Annotated in this window: 14 protein-coding genes and 1 tRNA gene; 7 read left to right on the plus strand and 8 right to left on the minus strand. The window is 68.1% G+C overall.

The window, feature by feature from the left end:
- Positions 1-33: 33 nt before the first annotated feature.
- A complete protein-coding gene (gene eda, locus AORI_RS52660) occupies positions 34-654 on the minus strand; it encodes a bifunctional 4-hydroxy-2-oxoglutarate aldolase/2-dehydro-3-deoxy-phosphogluconate aldolase (RefSeq protein ID WP_016332712.1) in 621 nt (206 codons plus the stop codon).
- The gene (gene edd / locus AORI_RS52665) at positions 651-2,540 is read right to left on the minus strand and encodes a phosphogluconate dehydratase (protein ID WP_016332713.1); all 1,890 of its coding nucleotides are present in this window, start codon (positions 2,538-2,540) and stop codon (positions 651-653) included. Before edd ends, eda begins: the two co-directional genes overlap by 4 nt.
- Before the next feature lie 264 nt (positions 2,541-2,804).
- Between edd and AORI_RS52670 the strand changes: the two genes are divergently transcribed.
- The 5 genes from AORI_RS52670 to AORI_RS52690 all read left to right on the plus strand — a co-directional run bounded on the left by AORI_RS52670 (position 2,805) and on the right by AORI_RS52690 (position 7,032).
- Positions 2,805-3,092: a hypothetical protein gene (locus tag AORI_RS52670; protein WP_016332714.1), complete on the plus strand. Its 288-nt coding sequence runs from the start codon at positions 2,805-2,807 to the stop codon at positions 3,090-3,092.
- The gene (locus AORI_RS52675) at positions 3,089-3,919 is read left to right on the plus strand and encodes a hypothetical protein (RefSeq protein ID WP_016332715.1); all 831 of its coding nucleotides are present in this window, start codon (positions 3,089-3,091) and stop codon (positions 3,917-3,919) included. Before AORI_RS52670 ends, AORI_RS52675 begins: the two co-directional genes overlap by 4 nt.
- Before the next feature lie 51 nt (positions 3,920-3,970).
- Positions 3,971-5,887 carry a fumarate reductase/succinate dehydrogenase flavoprotein subunit gene (locus AORI_RS52680; protein WP_016332716.1) on the plus strand — a complete coding sequence of 639 codons (1,917 nt, stop codon included), beginning with the start codon at positions 3,971-3,973 and terminating at the stop codon, positions 5,885-5,887.
- On the plus strand, positions 5,884-6,636 hold the full coding sequence (locus AORI_RS52685; protein WP_005164720.1) for a succinate dehydrogenase/fumarate reductase iron-sulfur subunit: 753 nt from the start codon (positions 5,884-5,886) through the stop codon (positions 6,634-6,636). The genes AORI_RS52680 and AORI_RS52685 overlap by 4 nt, the downstream gene beginning before the upstream one ends.
- Before the next feature lie 324 nt (positions 6,637-6,960).
- A tRNA-Glu gene (locus AORI_RS52690) sits at positions 6,961-7,032 on the plus strand.
- Between the two features lie 147 nt (positions 7,033-7,179).
- On the opposite strand, the gene AORI_RS52695 is transcribed toward AORI_RS52690, so the two are convergent.
- The 5 genes from AORI_RS52695 to AORI_RS52715 form a co-directional block, all read right to left on the minus strand.
- Positions 7,180-7,623, minus strand: coding sequence for a class I SAM-dependent methyltransferase (locus AORI_RS52695; RefSeq protein ID WP_016332717.1), 444 nt, complete (start codon positions 7,621-7,623; stop codon positions 7,180-7,182).
- A gap of 121 nt (positions 7,624-7,744) precedes the next feature.
- Positions 7,745-8,650 (minus strand): amino acid ABC transporter permease, encoded by a 906-nt coding sequence (locus tag AORI_RS52700; RefSeq protein WP_016332718.1) that lies wholly within the window; start codon positions 8,648-8,650, stop codon positions 7,745-7,747.
- Complete coding sequence (locus AORI_RS52705) at positions 8,647-9,342, minus strand: amino acid ABC transporter permease (protein WP_016332719.1); 696 nt, start codon at positions 9,340-9,342, stop codon at positions 8,647-8,649. Before AORI_RS52705 ends, AORI_RS52700 begins: the two co-directional genes overlap by 4 nt.
- Positions 9,343-9,426: 84 nt before the next feature.
- Positions 9,427-10,260: a glutamate ABC transporter substrate-binding protein gene (locus tag AORI_RS52710; RefSeq protein ID WP_016332720.1), complete on the minus strand. Its 834-nt coding sequence runs from the start codon at positions 10,258-10,260 to the stop codon at positions 9,427-9,429.
- A gap of 79 nt (positions 10,261-10,339) precedes the next feature.
- Positions 10,340-11,068 carry an amino acid ABC transporter ATP-binding protein gene (locus tag AORI_RS52715; protein WP_007029281.1) on the minus strand — a complete coding sequence of 243 codons (729 nt, stop codon included), beginning with the start codon at positions 11,066-11,068 and terminating at the stop codon, positions 10,340-10,342.
- A gap of 396 nt (positions 11,069-11,464) precedes the next feature.
- Here AORI_RS52715 and AORI_RS52720 point away from each other — a divergent pair, with 396 nt between their 5' ends.
- Both AORI_RS52720 and AORI_RS52725 read left to right on the plus strand, forming a co-directional pair.
- Positions 11,465-12,154 carry a response regulator transcription factor gene (locus AORI_RS52720; RefSeq protein ID WP_016332721.1) on the plus strand — a complete coding sequence of 230 codons (690 nt, stop codon included), beginning with the start codon at positions 11,465-11,467 and terminating at the stop codon, positions 12,152-12,154.
- A 4-nt stretch (positions 12,155-12,158) separates the two neighbouring features.
- The gene (locus tag AORI_RS52725) at positions 12,159-13,559 is read left to right on the plus strand and encodes a sensor histidine kinase (protein WP_016332722.1); all 1,401 of its coding nucleotides are present in this window, start codon (positions 12,159-12,161) and stop codon (positions 13,557-13,559) included.
- Here the strand turns inward: AORI_RS52725 and AORI_RS52730 are convergent.
- Complete coding sequence (locus AORI_RS52730; protein WP_123798361.1) at positions 13,545-14,456, minus strand: TAXI family TRAP transporter solute-binding subunit; 912 nt, start codon at positions 14,454-14,456, stop codon at positions 13,545-13,547. The two genes, AORI_RS52725 and AORI_RS52730, sit on opposite strands and share 15 nt — an antisense overlap.
- Between the last annotated feature and the right edge of the window lie 15 nt (positions 14,457-14,471).

Raw genomic sequence — 14,471 nt, forward strand, 5'->3', positions numbered from 1 at the left:
CCACCTTCGCGAAGGTGGCCTTCACAACACGGATCAGAGCTTCGAAGCCTCCGCCGCGAAGGCTTCGATCTTCCCGAAGTCCTTGGCGGCCAAGGCATCCTTCGGCGTCAGCCACGAACCGCCGATGCAGCCCACATTGGACAGTGCGAGATAATCCGGCGCGGTCTTCACGGTGATCCCGCCGGTCGGGCAGAACTTCAGCCCGGGCAGCGGCCCGCCGATCGACTTGAGGTACGCCACGCCGCCGCTGGCCTCGGCGGGGAAGAACTTCAGCGCGGTCAGCCCGCGTTCGGCCAGCCGCATCGCCTCCGAAACCGTGCTCGCACCCGGCAGGAACGGCAGGCCGGTGTCGAACGCGGCGTCCAGCACGGCGTCCGTGCAACCCGGGGTCACCAGGAACTTCGCGCCGGCGTCGGCCGCCTGCTTGGCGTGCTCGGGCGCCGTGACGGTCCCGGCGCCGATGACGATCTCCGGGACCTCCGCGGCGATCCGCTCGATGGAGGCGAGTGCCGCCGGGGTGCGCAGGGTCAGCTCGATCACGCCGATCCCGCCCGCGAGCAGGGCCCGCGCGGTGGGCACGGCGTCGGCGGCGTCGTCGAGCACGACGACGGGCATCACGGGGGACAGGCCGAGCAGGTCGGCGCCGGTGGTCACTGGGTTACCTCCACAGGGGTCAACGTGTGCGCCGGAGCGCCGAAGTGTTCCGGCGTGAGCGATCCGAACACGCTCGCGCCCTGATCGGCGGGGCCGACCGCGCGGCGCAGCGCCGCGAACAGCTCCCGGCCGGTGCCGGTCCAGGATGCCTCCGAAGGCGGGGAGTCCACCAGTTCACGACGGGCGAGTTCTTCGTCACCCACGAGGACGTCGAGCGTCCCGGCCTTGGCGTCGAGGCGGACGACGTCGCCGTCGGCGATCCGCGCGATCGGGCCTCCCGCAGCGGCTTCCGGGGTCACCTGGATCGCCGCGGGGATCTTGCCGGACGCACCCGACATCCGGCCGTCGGTGAGCAACGCCACCTGGTGCCCGCGGTCCATCAGCACGCCCAGCGCCGGGGTGAGCCCGTGCAGTTCCGGCATGCCGTTGGCCTGGGGACCCTGCTGGCGGATGACCACGACGACGTCGCGGTCCAGCTCGCCGGCCTCGAAAGCGTCCTTGAAGGACTTCTGGTCGGTGAACACCCGCGCCGGGGCCTGCACGATCCGGTGCTCCGGCGCCACCGCCGACACCTTGATCACCGCGCGGCCGAGGTTGCCCGCGACCATCCGCAGCCCGCCGTCGGCGGCGAACGGCCGCCACACGGGGCGCAGGACGTCCTCGTCGAGGCTGCGCGTCGGGACGTCACGCCAGACCAGCTCGCCCTCGGAGAGGATCGGCTCCTGCCGGTAGCGGTGCAGGCCCGGACCGGCGACGGTCTGGACGTCCTCGTGCAGCAGGCCGGCGTCGAGCAGCGTGCCGACCAGGAACTGGATGCCGCCGGCGGCGTGGAAGTGGTTGATGTCCGCGCTGCCGTTCGGGTACACGCGGGCCAGCAGCGGGATCACCGACGACAGATCGGAGAAGTCGTCCCAGGTCAGCTGGATGCCCGCGGCCGCGGCGATCGCGACGAGGTGCATCGTGTGGTTGGTCGAGCCGCCCGTCGCGAGCAGCGCGATGACACCGTTGACGACGGCCTTCTCGTCGATCACGCGCGAGACCGGCGTGTACTCCTCGCCGCGCGAGAGCTGCACGACGCGACGCCCGGCCTCTTCGGTGAGCACCCGCCGCAGCGGCGAGTTCGGCTGCACGAAGCTGGCGCCCGGCAGGTGCAGGCCCATCACCTCGACGACCATCTGGTTCGAGTTGGCGGTGCCGTAGAAGGTGCACGTTCCCGCCGAGTGGTACGAAGCCGCTTCGGCGTCCAGCAGGTCTTCGCGGGTCGCCTTGCCCTCGGCGTAGAGCTGGCGCACGCGCGCCTTCTCCTTGTTCGGCAGGCCGGAGTTCATCGGCCCGGCGGGCACGAGGATCGCCGGGAGGTGCCCGAACGACAGCGCCCCGATCAGCAGGCCGGGCACGATCTTGTCGCAGACGCCGAGCAGCAGCGCCGCGTCGAACATGTCGTGGGACAGCGCGATCGCGGTCGACATCGCGATCACCTCGCGGCTGAACAGCGACAGCTCCATCCCCGGGCGGCCCTGGGTGACGCCGTCGCACATCGCGGGCACGCCGCCGGCGAACTGGGCGACGCCGCCCGCCTGGCGGACCGAGCCCTTCAGCATCGCGGGGTACTCCTGCATCGGCTGGTGCGCCGAAAGCATGTCGTTGTAGGACGAGACGATCGCGACGCCCGGCGCCCGCGCGGCGCGCAGTGCCGCTTTGTCGACACCTTCCATCGCGGCGAAGCCGTGGGCGAGGTTGCTGCAGTCGAGGCCGCGCCGCACCGGCCCTTCTTCGTGGGCGGCGGCGACACGCTCGAGATACGCGGTGCGGGTTTCGGCACTGCGGGCGGAGATGCGCTCGGTGACTTCGGCGATGATGGGGTGGACGTTCGGGGCGGTGCTCATTGTCCGGCTCCGGATCACTGGTCGTGGTGGTCCGCGGGACGGCAACGCTGACGTCGCTGGGTCGTGACAGTGGCCACAGTAGCTCAGGGGAAAGCCCGAATCAAAATCGATACAGAAGATCGACTCGCGTGACCTCCGTCACGTCCCTGGGTTCTACTGTGCTACTTGTCACATTGCACAACGCGCGGCAGAGTCGGGTTGGCGAGGAATCGCTTGCCCGCGACGGCTCAAGCGGCCAACCGAACCGACCATCGGGAGGTACCGATGTCCACCACAGAGATCGCCGAACTTCGGCGAGCCATCGGTCAGCTGAGGCAGTGCGTCGGCGCGCTGCGGTCCCGATACGGCGACGCCTCGGCGGTACGTCGCCTGGCGAACGACGTCGAGCGGCTCGACATCGACGCGACGGACCTCGACACGACCCCGAACGCGGTGCCCGCGCAGGCGAAGGCCGCCGATCGTGTTCAAGTTCCCGATACGCCCTACGACCCGGCGCTGTGGCAAGGCGCCGATGACGAAGGCGTCGGCGGCTACAAGCGCGACCAGCGGTGAGCGCCCCCGCCGGCAAAGAGGCCGGACGGGGTACGGGGGTCCGCGCGCCGTCGCGGGCCCTCATCGTCGAGAAAACGCTGCGCACCGACCGGTGGTGGCTGTCCCCGCTGCTGACCGTCCTCGGCCTCTCCGCCTTCATCATCTACGCGACGATCAGGTCCTTCGTGCGCACCGCGTACTGGGTGCCCGAGTACCACTACCTGACGCCGTTCTATTCGCCCTGTGTCTCGGAATCCTGCGTCGAAGGCTCCCGGCATTTCGGGGCCTGGTTCGGCGAACTGCCGGGCTTCATCCCGCTCGGCTTCCTGGTCCTGCCGTTCCTGCTGGGCTTCCGGCTGACCTGCTACTACTACCGCAAGGCCTACTACCGGGCCGTCTGGTTCTCGCCGCCCGCCTGCGCGGTCGCCGAGCCGCACGCGAAGTACACCGGGGAGACCCGGCTGCCGCTGATCATCCAGAACGCCCACCGCTACTTCTTCTACGTGGCCGTGGTCGTCTCGCTGGTCAACACCTACGACGCGATCACCGCCTTCCACGGCAAGACCGGCGGATTCGGTTTCGGGCTCGGCAACATCGTGCTGCTCGGCAACGTGATCCTGTTGTGGGCGTACACGTTGTCGTGCCACTCGTGCCGTCACGTGACCGGTGGCAGGCTCAAGCACTTCTCCAAACATCCGGTCCGCTACTGGATCTGGACGCAGATCACGAAGCTCAACACCCGCCACATGGCGCTGGCGTGGACGACGCTCGGCACGCTCGTGCTGACCGACCTCTACGTGATGCTCGTGGCGAGCGGCGCCATTTCGGATCTGCGGTTCATCAACTAGCGGCGCGGGAATCTCCCGTCCCCGGCGACAAGCTTTGAGGTGGCTCTTTTCATGACCGAGGTCGAACGGCTCAGCTACGACGTGGTGGTGATCGGTGCCGGCGGTGCCGGCCTCCGCGCGGTCATCGAAGCCCGTGAACGCGGCTTCAGCGTCGCGGTGGTGTGCAAATCGCTCTTCGGCAAGGCGCATACCGTGATGGCCGAAGGCGGCTGCGCGGCGTCGATGGGCAACGCGAACTCGAACGACAACTGGCAGGTGCACTTCCGCGACACCATGCGTGGCGGGAAGTTCCTCAACAACTGGCGGATGGCGGAACTCCACGCGAGGGAGGCGCCGGACCGGGTCTGGGAACTGGAGACCTACGGCGCGCTGTTCGACCGCACCGCCGACGGCCGGATCAGCCAGCGCAACTTCGGCGGGCACACGTATCCGAGGCTGGCGCACGTCGGCGACCGCACCGGGCTCGAACTGATCCGCACGATGCAGCAGAAAATCGTTTCGCTGCAACAAGAGGACTTCAAGGAGACCGGCGACTACGAGGCGAGGATCAAGGTCTTCGCCGAATGCACGATCACCGAGCTGCTCACCGAAGACGGCCGGATCTCCGGTGCCTTCGGGTATTGGCGTGAGAGCGGCCGGTTCATCCTGTTCGAGGCGCCGGCGGTGGTGCTGGCCACCGGCGGCATCGGGAAATCCTTCAAGGTCACCTCGAACTCGTGGGAGTACACCGGTGACGGGCACGCGCTGGCGCTGCGGGCCGGGGCGAAGCTCATCAACATGGAGTTCGTCCAGTTCCACCCGACAGGCATGGTCTGGCCGCCGAGTGTGAAGGGGATCCTGGTCACCGAAGGCGTCCGCGGTGACGGCGGGGTCCTCAAGAACACCGAGGACAAGCGGTTCATGTTCGAGTACGTACCCGAGGTCTTCAAGGGCCAGTACGCGGACAGCGAAGAAGAAGCCGACCGCTGGTACACCGACGCCGACAACAACCGGCGCACCCCGGATCTGTTGCCGCGCGACGAGGTGGCGCGCGCGATCAACTCGGAGGTCAAGGCGGGCCGCGGATCGCCGCACGGCGGGGTCTTCCTCGACATCGCCAGCAGGCTGCCCGCGGAGGAGATCCGCAAGCGGCTGCCGTCGATGTACCACCAGTTCAAGGAACTCGCCGACGTCGACATCACGAAGGAACCGATGGAGGTCGGACCCACCTGTCATTACGTGATGGGCGGGATCGAGGTCGACCCGGACACCGCGTCGTCGAGCGTGCCCGGGCTGTTCGCCGCCGGTGAATGCTCGGGCGGGATGCACGGCTCGAACCGGCTCGGCGGCAACTCACTGTCGGACCTGCTCGTCTTCGGCCGCCGCGCCGGCCTCGGCGCCGCGTCCTACGTCGCGGACCTGAAGGATCGCCCGAAGGTCAGTCAGTCCGATGTGGACGCCGCCGCGGCGATGGCGCTCGCGCCGTTCGACCCGCCGGGTGACGGCGTCGAGGAGAACCCGTACAGCCTGCACACCGAACTGCAGCAGTCGATGAACGACCTGGTCGGCATCATCCGCAAGGCGGAGGAGATCGAGCGGGCGCTGGAGAAGCTCGGGGAGCTGCGCGAGCGGATCAAGCGGGTCACCGTCGAAGGGCACCGGCAGTTCAACCCCGGCTGGCATCTCGCCGTCGACCTGCGGAACATGCTGATGGTCAGCGAATGCGTCGCCAGGGCCGCGCTGATGCGGACCGAAAGCCGGGGCGGGCACACGCGGGACGATCACCCGGGCATGGACTCCCAGTGGCGCAACAAACTCCTGGTCTGCTCGGCCACGCCGGGCGACAACCCGGTGGTGCCGGAGATCGGCATCGAGGTCAAGGCCCAGGTCCCGTTGCGGCAGGACCTGCTGGAGCTGTTCGAACTGTCCGAGCTGGGGAAGTACTACACCGACGAAGAACTGGCTTCGCACCCCGGGAGTCCGGCATGAGCTACAAGGCGAGTTTCCGGGTCTGGCGCGGCGACGCCGATTCGGGTGAGCTGCAGGACTACAGCGTCGAGGTCAACGAGGGCGAGGTCGTCCTCGACATCATCCACCGGTTGCAGGCCACCCAGGCTTCGGATCTGGCGGTGCGGTGGAACTGCAAGGCGGGCAAATGCGGCTCGTGTTCGGCGGAGATCAACGGCAAACCGCGGTTGCTGTGCATGACGCGGATGTCGACCTTCACCGAGGACGAGGTCATCACCGTGACGCCGATGCGGACGTTCCCGGTGATCCGCGACCTGGTGACCGACGTGTCGTTCAACTACACCAAGGCCCGCGAGATCCCGTCGTTCACGCCGCCCCCGGAGCTGAAGCCGGGGGAGTACCGGATGCAGCAGGTGGACGTCGAGCGCTCGCAGGAGTTCCGCAAGTGCATCGAGTGCTTCCTGTGCCAGAACACCTGCCACGTGGTGCGTGACCACGAGGAGAACAAGGAGGCCTTCGCCGGGCCCCGGTACCTGATGCGGATCGCCGAACTCGAAATGCACCCCCTCGACGTCGCCGACCGGCGTGACGAGGCGCAGGAGGAGCACGGGCTCGGGTACTGCAACATCACCAAGTGCTGCTCGGACGTGTGCCCGGAGGGCATCCACATCACCGACAACGCGCTGATCCCGATGAAGGAACGCGTCGCGGACCGGAAGTACGACCCCATCGTGTGGCTGGGGAACAAGCTGTTCCGGCGGGACAAGTAGCCACGAGGAAGTCCGTGAAGGCCTCCTTCCCTACCCTGAGAGTAGGAAAGGAGGCCTTCACGGCTTTAATCGGTTGCACCCACTCACTCGCCTGTCCCACACTTACCGCACACCGACCAAGGAGGACACATGACGCGACGTTGTTACGCCATGTTCCTTGGCATGGAAGAGAAACACGGCTCCACGCCGCCGTCCTAGCCGGACGTCGCGTACGTGGAGCCGCCCCTCGGGAAACCGAACCGGGCGGCTTTTCTTTTCGGTGACCCTGATTTCTGGAACGAAGCAGTCCGGTGCGCATGCGTGCCGGACTGTGTTCCAGGCCAAGGCGCGTTGGTCCAGCGGAAGGGATACCGGGTTTTCACCCCGGTGACGTGGGTTCGACTCCCACACGCGCTACGCCCCGGCACGGCGGGGAAACCTGTTCCGTCGTACCGGTGCGGCGGTGTGGGGTCCGTGTGTCCCATACCGCCAGACGCGCACGGTCCGGCGACCGGCCGGGATTCATAGCCCCGGCCAGCCTGGCTCGACACCAGGGTGCGCGACTCAGCCCGTCTTGCGGGCGCTGTGCACGTCGCCGCTCTCGTGGCGGCGCAGGACGAGGTCCTGGAAACCGTTGTCCCGCAGTCCTTCTTCCAGGTTGAGCCCGTTCGTGGCGACGACCACGAGCAGCCCGCCCGTCACCAGGCTCCCGGCGACGCGACCGAGATGGGCGGGGGAGTCCAGAAAGGCCAGCACGACGTCGAAGGCGCCCATCACCGGCAGCCGGCCTAGCTGGTGGACCTCGTAGGAGATCCCGACGGGGTCGCGTTCCTCTTCGCGTTGGGCGGCCGCGATCAAGGCCTGGTCGGCGTCGACGCCGACCACACGGCGCGCGCCCTCTCGTCGCAACAGGCGCGGATAGCGGCCATCGCCGCACCCGACGACCAGGACCGCCCTGCCCGCCAGGTCCGGCAGCGCTTCGAGCAGCGTCGTGACCTGGTCCGCCATACGGCCGACGCTAGCCGAGCGGCTGCTGTCCCGACAGGACCAAGAGGCCTATCTCGAAGTACAAGAAGGCCCCCTTCCTGTACCTAGGCGCAAGGAAGGGGGCCTTCATGTACTTACGGAGCTACAGAGCCCCACCGCTCGCGTCGTCGCGCTGCATGACGACGCTGGACGGTGCGGAGTGCACCGGCTTGGCGCCCTTGGGAGCCTTCTTCCGCCGGGCCAGCTTGTTCTCCAGCCAGCTCGCGAACTTCGTCAGAATCAGGTTCAGCACGATGAAGATGATCGCGACGACGATCAGCGTCGGGATCGTGTTGCCGTAGAGACCGGTGAGCGGCCCGGTGCTCCGGATCAGCTCGTTGAAGCCGATGGTCAGCTGACCGGCCAGCGCGGTGTCCTTGAGGATGACCACCAGCTGGCTCACCAGCGCGGGCAGCATCAGGGTGACCGCCTGCGGCAGCAGGACGGTCATCATGATCTGGGTCTTGCGCATGCCCAGCGCGGACGCGGCCTCACCCTGGCCCTTGGGCAGCGACAGGATGCCCGCACGGAACACCTCGGCCATGACCGAACCGTTGTAGAGCACCAGTCCCGTCACCGCGGCGAACAGCGGGCGGATCTCGGCGTCGATGTCGGTGTAGAACGCGTAGAACGCCGCGGCGAAGACCATCAGCAGCAGCACCGGGATCGCCCGGAAGAATTCGACGACCGCGCCGACCGGGACCCGGATCCACTTGTGTTCCGACAACCGGCCGATGCCCAGCAGGGCACCGATCGGCAGCGCGATCACGATCGACAGCGCCGCGGCCTTCAGGGTGTTGAGCAGGCCGGGCACGATGAACTCGGACCAGGTGGAGCCCTTGAGGAAGGGATCCCACAGTGCGCCGGCCCACTGGTTCTTCTCGTCGAAACCCACGTAGACGTAGTACGCGGCCAGTGCCAGGACGAGGATGAAAAGAATCGTGTAGAGCCAGTTCCGTGCCCGCGCCTTCGGCCCGGGGATGTCATAGAGAACGGTCTGCGCGCTCATCGCTTGACCTCGACCTTCTTGGCGACCCAGCCCAGCAGCAGGCCGAGGGGGAGGACCAGGACGACGAACCCGACGGCGAACAGGAGGAAGACCAGCAGCAGAGAGTCGGACTCGTTCTCTACCATGTCCGACATCAGCAGTGACGCTTCGGCGACACCGATGATCGACGCGACCGTGGTGTTCTTCAGCAACGCGATCATCACGTTGGTCAGCGGTGCGATCACCGATCGGAACGCCTGCGGCAGCACGATCAGCGTCAGCACCTGGAAGAAGCCGAGGCCCAGCGCGCGGGCCGCCTCCGCCTGGCCTACCGGGACGGTGTTGATACCCGATCGCAGCGATTCACAGACGAACGTGGCGGTGTAGGCGACGAAGCCGAGGATCGCGAGCCGGAAGGCGTTGTCGTCCAACGACGTCGTCGAGTCCGCCGAGGCCAGGTTGATCCCCAGGGTGGAGGACAGTCCCAGCGACGTGAAGACGATGATCACCGTCAGCGGGGTGTTCCGGAAGATGTTGACGTAGGCGGTGCCGAACGCCCGCATGATCGGAACCGGGCTGACCCGCATCCCCACCAGGATGGTGCCCCAGATCAGGGAACCGATGGCGGAGAAGAAGGTCAGCTTGATCGTCATCCAGAAGGCGCCGAGCAAGTCGTAATTGGGATTGTCGAGGAAATCGAACAAGGTGCTCAACCCAGCCTCGGTATGGGAACGGTGCGCCGCGGTACACGGCGCACCGTTCGATTCCTTCAGTTCAGCGGCTCAGCGAGCCTGGGATCAGGAGATGGCCGGGGGCTCCGGGATCTTGTAGCCCGACGGGCCGACGTTCTTCTCCAGGGCGGCCTTCCAGGCGCCGTCCTGCTGCATCTTCTTGATCGCGTTGTTGATCGCGGTGATGCTCTCGGCGTCGTCCTTCTTCAGGCCGACACCGTACTTCTCGTCGGTGAAGCCCTTGCCGACCAGCTTCAGCTTGCCGGGCTGCTGCGCGGCGTAGCCGCCCAGGATGACGTCGTCGGTGGTCATCGCGTCGACGGTCTTGTTCAGCAGCGAGGTGACGCAGTCGGTGTACTTGCCGACTTCCTGGAGCTGAACGTCCTTGGCGTACTTCTCCTTGACGTTCTGCGCTGGGGTCGAACCCTTGACCGAGCAGAGCTTCTTGTTGCCGGTCAGCGACTCCGGGCCGGTGATGTCGGTGGAGTCGGCGCGCACCAGCAGGTCCTGGTGGGCGATGAAGTACGGGCCCGCGAAGGAGACCTCGTTCTTGCGCTTGTCGGTGATCGAGTAGGTGGCGACGATGAAGTCGACCTCACCCTTCTTGATCAGGTCCTCGCGCTGCGCGGACTGCGCTTCCTTCCAGGTGATCCCCGACTCTTCGACGCCGAGCTCCTTGGCGATGTACTTCGCCACGTCGACGTCGAATCCGGCGTAGGTGCCGTCCGCCTGCTTCTGGCCGAGACCGGGCTGGTCGAACTTGATGCCGATGGTCAGCTTCTTGTCGTTCTTGGCCTTCGCCACCACGTTCTTGGCGCCGCTGGAGCCGCTGCCGGCGTCCGACCCGCCGCCGCCACAGGCGGAGAGGGCGAGACCGGCCGCCACGACGGCCGCGCTCATTCGCAGAACTCGGTTCAACCGCATTGTTCTCAGTTTCCTTCCGAATCTTGTCCAGCCATACCGGCCGGCGGGGAAGACCTCAGTGGGTCAGGATCTTGCCGAGGAAGTCCTTGGCGCGATCCGTCTTCGGCTTGGTGAAGAAGTCGTCCGGGGTGGAATCCTCGACGATCTCGCCGTCGGACATGAACACCACCCGGTTCGCCGCGCGCCGCGCGAAGCCCATCTCGTGGGTGACGACGAGCATCGTCATCCCGTCCTTGGCGAGCGTGGTCATCACGTCGAGGACCTCCTGGACCATCTCCGGGTCCAGCGCCGAGGTCGGCTCGTCGAACAGCATCACCTTGGGGCGCATGGCCAGCGCGCGGGCGATCGCCACCCGCTGCTGCTGCCCGCCGGAGAGCTGGGCGGGGTACTTGTCGGCCTGGTTGGCGATGCCGACACGTTCGAGCAGGTCCATCGCGGTCTTGCGGGCCTCGGCCGAGTTGACCTTGCGGACCTTCATCGGCGCGAGCATGACGTTCTCGACGATCGTCTTGTGCGCGAACAGGTTGAACGACTGGAACACCATGCCGACGTCGGCGCGCAGCGCGGCCAGCGCCTTCCCCTCGGCGGGCAGCGGAACGCCGTCCACCGCGATCTCACCCGAGTTGATGGGTTCCAGCCGGTTGATCGCCCGGCACAGCGTCGACTTGCCAGACCCGGACGGCCCGAGCACGACCACGACCTGCCCACGCGGCACCTCGAGGTTGATCTCCTTGAGCACGTGCAGGTCGCCGAAGTACTTGTTCACGGCGGCCGCCTTGATCATCGGCGCCGCCACCTCCGCGGTCATCTGGCCTCCAGGAGCGTTCGTTTGCAGGGGACTGCGGGGTCAGGCACCACGCGATGGCGGAAACCTACTCCCGTCGGACCGCTTGTAAAGACGGCTTGACCAATACTTAGGGTTTCAAGTCCGTATCGTTCTCAAGCCACCGGACGGCCCCGGTCCACCTCCGTCCGGCGCTGATCAGCCTAGACAAAGCGGGGGTGCCTCGTAACCGGGGTCACACGAGATCTGTGACGCATCGTGACCATTACCGCTCGCGACGGATCCCTCACTCGGCCGGACGGCCCACCGGTACGGGCAGCGCGAGGGGTGACTCACCCCATAGAGTCGTTCTTCACCTCGTCGCGGTGCGGGGACGGCGTGAAAGGGAAAACACGGGTGCGGGTACTGCTGGTGGAGGACGACGACCGGGTCGCGGGCGCCTTGACGCCCGCGCTGACCCGGCGCGGCCTGACGATCAAACGCCTGGCCTCCGGCGCCGGGGTGCTCGATCTGGTGCACGAGGTCGACGTCGTGCTGCTCGACCTGGGGCTCCCCGATATCGACGGGATCGTGCTGTGCCGCCGGATCCGCGCGGTCAGCGACGTCGCGGTGATCGTCGTTTCGGCGCGGGGCGAGGTCGACGACCGGATCCAGGGGTTGCGGTCCGGCGCCGACGACTATCTGGTGAAGCCCTACGACGTCGACGAACTGGTCGCCCGCGTCGAGGCCGTGCGCCGTCGCCGCGGGGAGCGGCCTGCCGCGCCCGAGCCGGCGGGTGTCATCCGGGCGGGTGATGTCTCGGTCGATATCGGGCGGCATGAGGTGCAGGTCGACGGGCAGCCGGTTTCGTTGTCCCGCAAGGAATTCCAGGTGCTCGCGCTGGTGGTCACCGCCCGCGGCGCGGTCTGCGCCCGTGACCACGTGCTGAACGAGGTCTGGGGGCATCGCGGCCCGGCGGAGAGCCGGTCGCTCGACGTCCACGTCGCCACCCTGCGGACCAAACTGGGCAGGCCCGCGCTGATCGAGACGGTCCGCGGCGTCGGGTACCGCCTCGGCGGCGCCTACGCCCCGGCCGAGGAGGGCTGAGCCGGTGCGCGTCCGGCTCCAGGCGATCGTGCTGACGCTGGTCGCGGCGCTCGTGTTCGGCCTCGGCATCCCGCTCTCGCTCAGCGTGGCGGCCAGCGCGCAGCTCGACCTCTTCCTCGACCGGCTCACCGACACCTCCCGGTTCGCGTCGCTGGCCCAGCGGCCGCTGGTGGAGAACCGGCCGGACCTGATCGAGGACGAGCTCCGCCGCTACACCGAGGTGTACGGGGTGCCGGTGGCGATCGTCGACCAGGACGGCGAATCCGTCGCCAGGGGGCCGGGGGAGACGGACGGGATCGACCTCAAGGATCCCGTCATCGCCTCGCATCTGCAGCAGGCGCTGGCCGGGCGGCGTTCGGAACCCGGGCCGCTGCTGATGCCGTGGGCCACCGAGCCGCTGGTGCTGGCCGAGCCGATCCTGATCGACGGCGAGGTGCGGGGCGCGGTGATCACCGTGTCCTCGACGGACAAGGCGCGGACCGAACTGCTGTGGTGGTGGCTGCTCATCGCGGCGGGCGGGGTGCTGGCGTTCGGCCTCGCGCTGCTGGTCGCGGTGCCGGTGGTGCGCTGGATCCTGCGCCCGGTCCGGCGGCTCGACGACGCCACCGGCGAGCTGGTCGCCGCCGTGGTCAGCGGCCGCGAGGTCAAACGGGTGGGGGAGACGGGCGGCCCGCCGGAACTGCGGCAGCTCGAACGCTCCTTCGACCGGATGGCCGCCAGCGTCGACGAGGCGCTGTCGGCGCAGCGCGCGTTCGTCGCCGACGCTTCCCACCAGCTGCGGAACCCGTTGACCGCGTTGAAGATCCGGCTCGGCAACCTCGACGGGCACGTCGACGACGACCTGGCCGCGGCGGATCTCGAAGCCGCCCTCGTCGACGCGCGACGGCTCAACCAGATCCTCGACGAGCTCCTTTCGCTGGCCAGGGCCGAATCCTCGGGCGGCGAACTGGTGCCGGTCGGCCTCGACGAGACGGTGGGCGCCCGGGTCGCCGACTGGACCGTCGTCGGCGCGGCGCGCGACATCACGCTGGTCGCGTCCGGGCTGGGCGGCGGGCTGAGGGTGCTCGCGCCCGCGCGCGGCCTCGAAGTGGTCCTCGACGCCCTCCTGGACAACGCGCTCAAATTCACCGAACCGGGGACCGAGGTGCGGGTCGACGTCACGACCGCGGACGGGAAGGTGGACATCGCCGTCCGCGACCACGGCCCCGGCCTGCGCGACGACGAACTGGACCGCGCGGCGGACCGGTTCTGGCGCAGCACCGCGCATCAGAACGTGCCCGGCTCCGGCCTCGGCCTGGCGATCGTCACCGAGATCCTGGCCCGATCGGACGGTTCGCTGCGGCTCGGTTCACCCGAAGGCGGCGGTCTTCAGGTGACCGTGACCCTGCCTCTAATCCTTGATTGACCTGAAGTAACGCAGCGCCCCAGGGTGCAGCGGCAGTGGAGCGGTCTCGATGGCGGGATGGACGTCGATCGACAACGCCGCCCCGGCCGCCTTGACCAGCTGATCCCGCGCGTCGAACAGCCCGCGCACCAGCGCCTCGGCGACGTCGTCGCGCATCGACGTGGGCACCACCAGGAAGTTCGGCAGCACGAGCGTCGTCACCGGCGACGGCAGGTTGTAGGCGGTCACCGGGATGGTCGCCGTCCGGTACACCGGGCTGGTGGCCCGCAGCGCGTCCGCGAGATCGGTGATGTCGAGCAGCCGAAGGCCGACCGTGTGCACCTTCTCGGTGATCGACGGCGTCGGCAGGCCACCCGACCAGATGACGGCGTCGATCTGCCGGTTCTCCAGCGCGGGCAGCGCCTCGGGAAGGCCCAGGTTGCGCCGGTCGATCGCGCCGGTCAGCCCGGCCGCCTTCAGCAGCTGCTTCGAGAGGAACTCGACCCCCGAGTCCGGCGAGCCGATCGCGACCTTGTGGCCGCGCAACTGCGCGAACGACTTGATCGACGAGTCGGCCCGCACGATGACGTGCAGGTAGTCGTCGTGCACGCGGGCCAGCGCGGCCAGCCCGGCGGTGTCGTCGGCGGCCACGTCGGCCGCCACGAACGCGACGTCGGCCTTCCCCGCCCGCACCCGTCCGACGTTGTCGGGCGAGCCCTGGGTCTCCTGGATCACGGGCCGCTCGGTGTCCAGTTGCGCGGCCCACGCGTCGGCCAGCGCCTCGGCCAGTTTGTCGTAGACGCCCCCGTTGAGACCCGCCGCGATCCGCACCTTCGTCCCGGACAGATCCGGCCCGCACCCGGCGACCAGGGCACAGACCACGGCGATCACCGCCGCCAGCACCCCTGGTCTCCTCATGAGGGTCGATCGTGC

The sequence above is a fragment of the Amycolatopsis keratiniphila genome (assembly GCF_000400635.2).
Lineage (GTDB): Bacteria > Actinomycetota > Actinomycetes > Mycobacteriales > Pseudonocardiaceae > Amycolatopsis > Amycolatopsis keratiniphila.

Excerpts from the sequence above, each read along its gene's own strand:
- edd (WP_016332713.1), bottom strand. The coding sequence starts at position 2,540 with ATGAGCACCGCCCCGAACGTCCACCCCATCATCGCCGAAGTCACCGAG.
- AORI_RS52670 (WP_016332714.1), top strand. The coding sequence starts at position 2,805 with ATGTCCACCACAGAGATCGCCGAACTTCGGCGAGCCATCGGTCAGCTG.
- AORI_RS52680 (WP_016332716.1), top strand. The coding sequence starts at position 3,971 with ATGACCGAGGTCGAACGGCTCAGCTACGACGTGGTGGTGATCGGTGCC.
- AORI_RS52685 (WP_005164720.1), top strand. The coding sequence starts at position 5,884 with ATGAGCTACAAGGCGAGTTTCCGGGTCTGGCGCGGCGACGCCGATTCG.
- AORI_RS52695 (WP_016332717.1), bottom strand. The coding sequence starts at position 7,623 with ATGGCGGACCAGGTCACGACGCTGCTCGAAGCGCTGCCGGACCTGGCG.
- AORI_RS52700 (WP_016332718.1), bottom strand. The coding sequence starts at position 8,650 with ATGAGCGCGCAGACCGTTCTCTATGACATCCCCGGGCCGAAGGCGCGG.
- AORI_RS52710 (WP_016332720.1), bottom strand. The coding sequence starts at position 10,260 with ATGAGCGCGGCCGTCGTGGCGGCCGGTCTCGCCCTCTCCGCCTGTGGC.
- AORI_RS52715 (WP_007029281.1), bottom strand. The coding sequence starts at position 11,068 with ATGATCAAGGCGGCCGCCGTGAACAAGTACTTCGGCGACCTGCACGTG.
- AORI_RS52730 (WP_123798361.1), bottom strand. The coding sequence starts at position 14,456 with ATGAGGAGACCAGGGGTGCTGGCGGCGGTGATCGCCGTGGTCTGTGCC.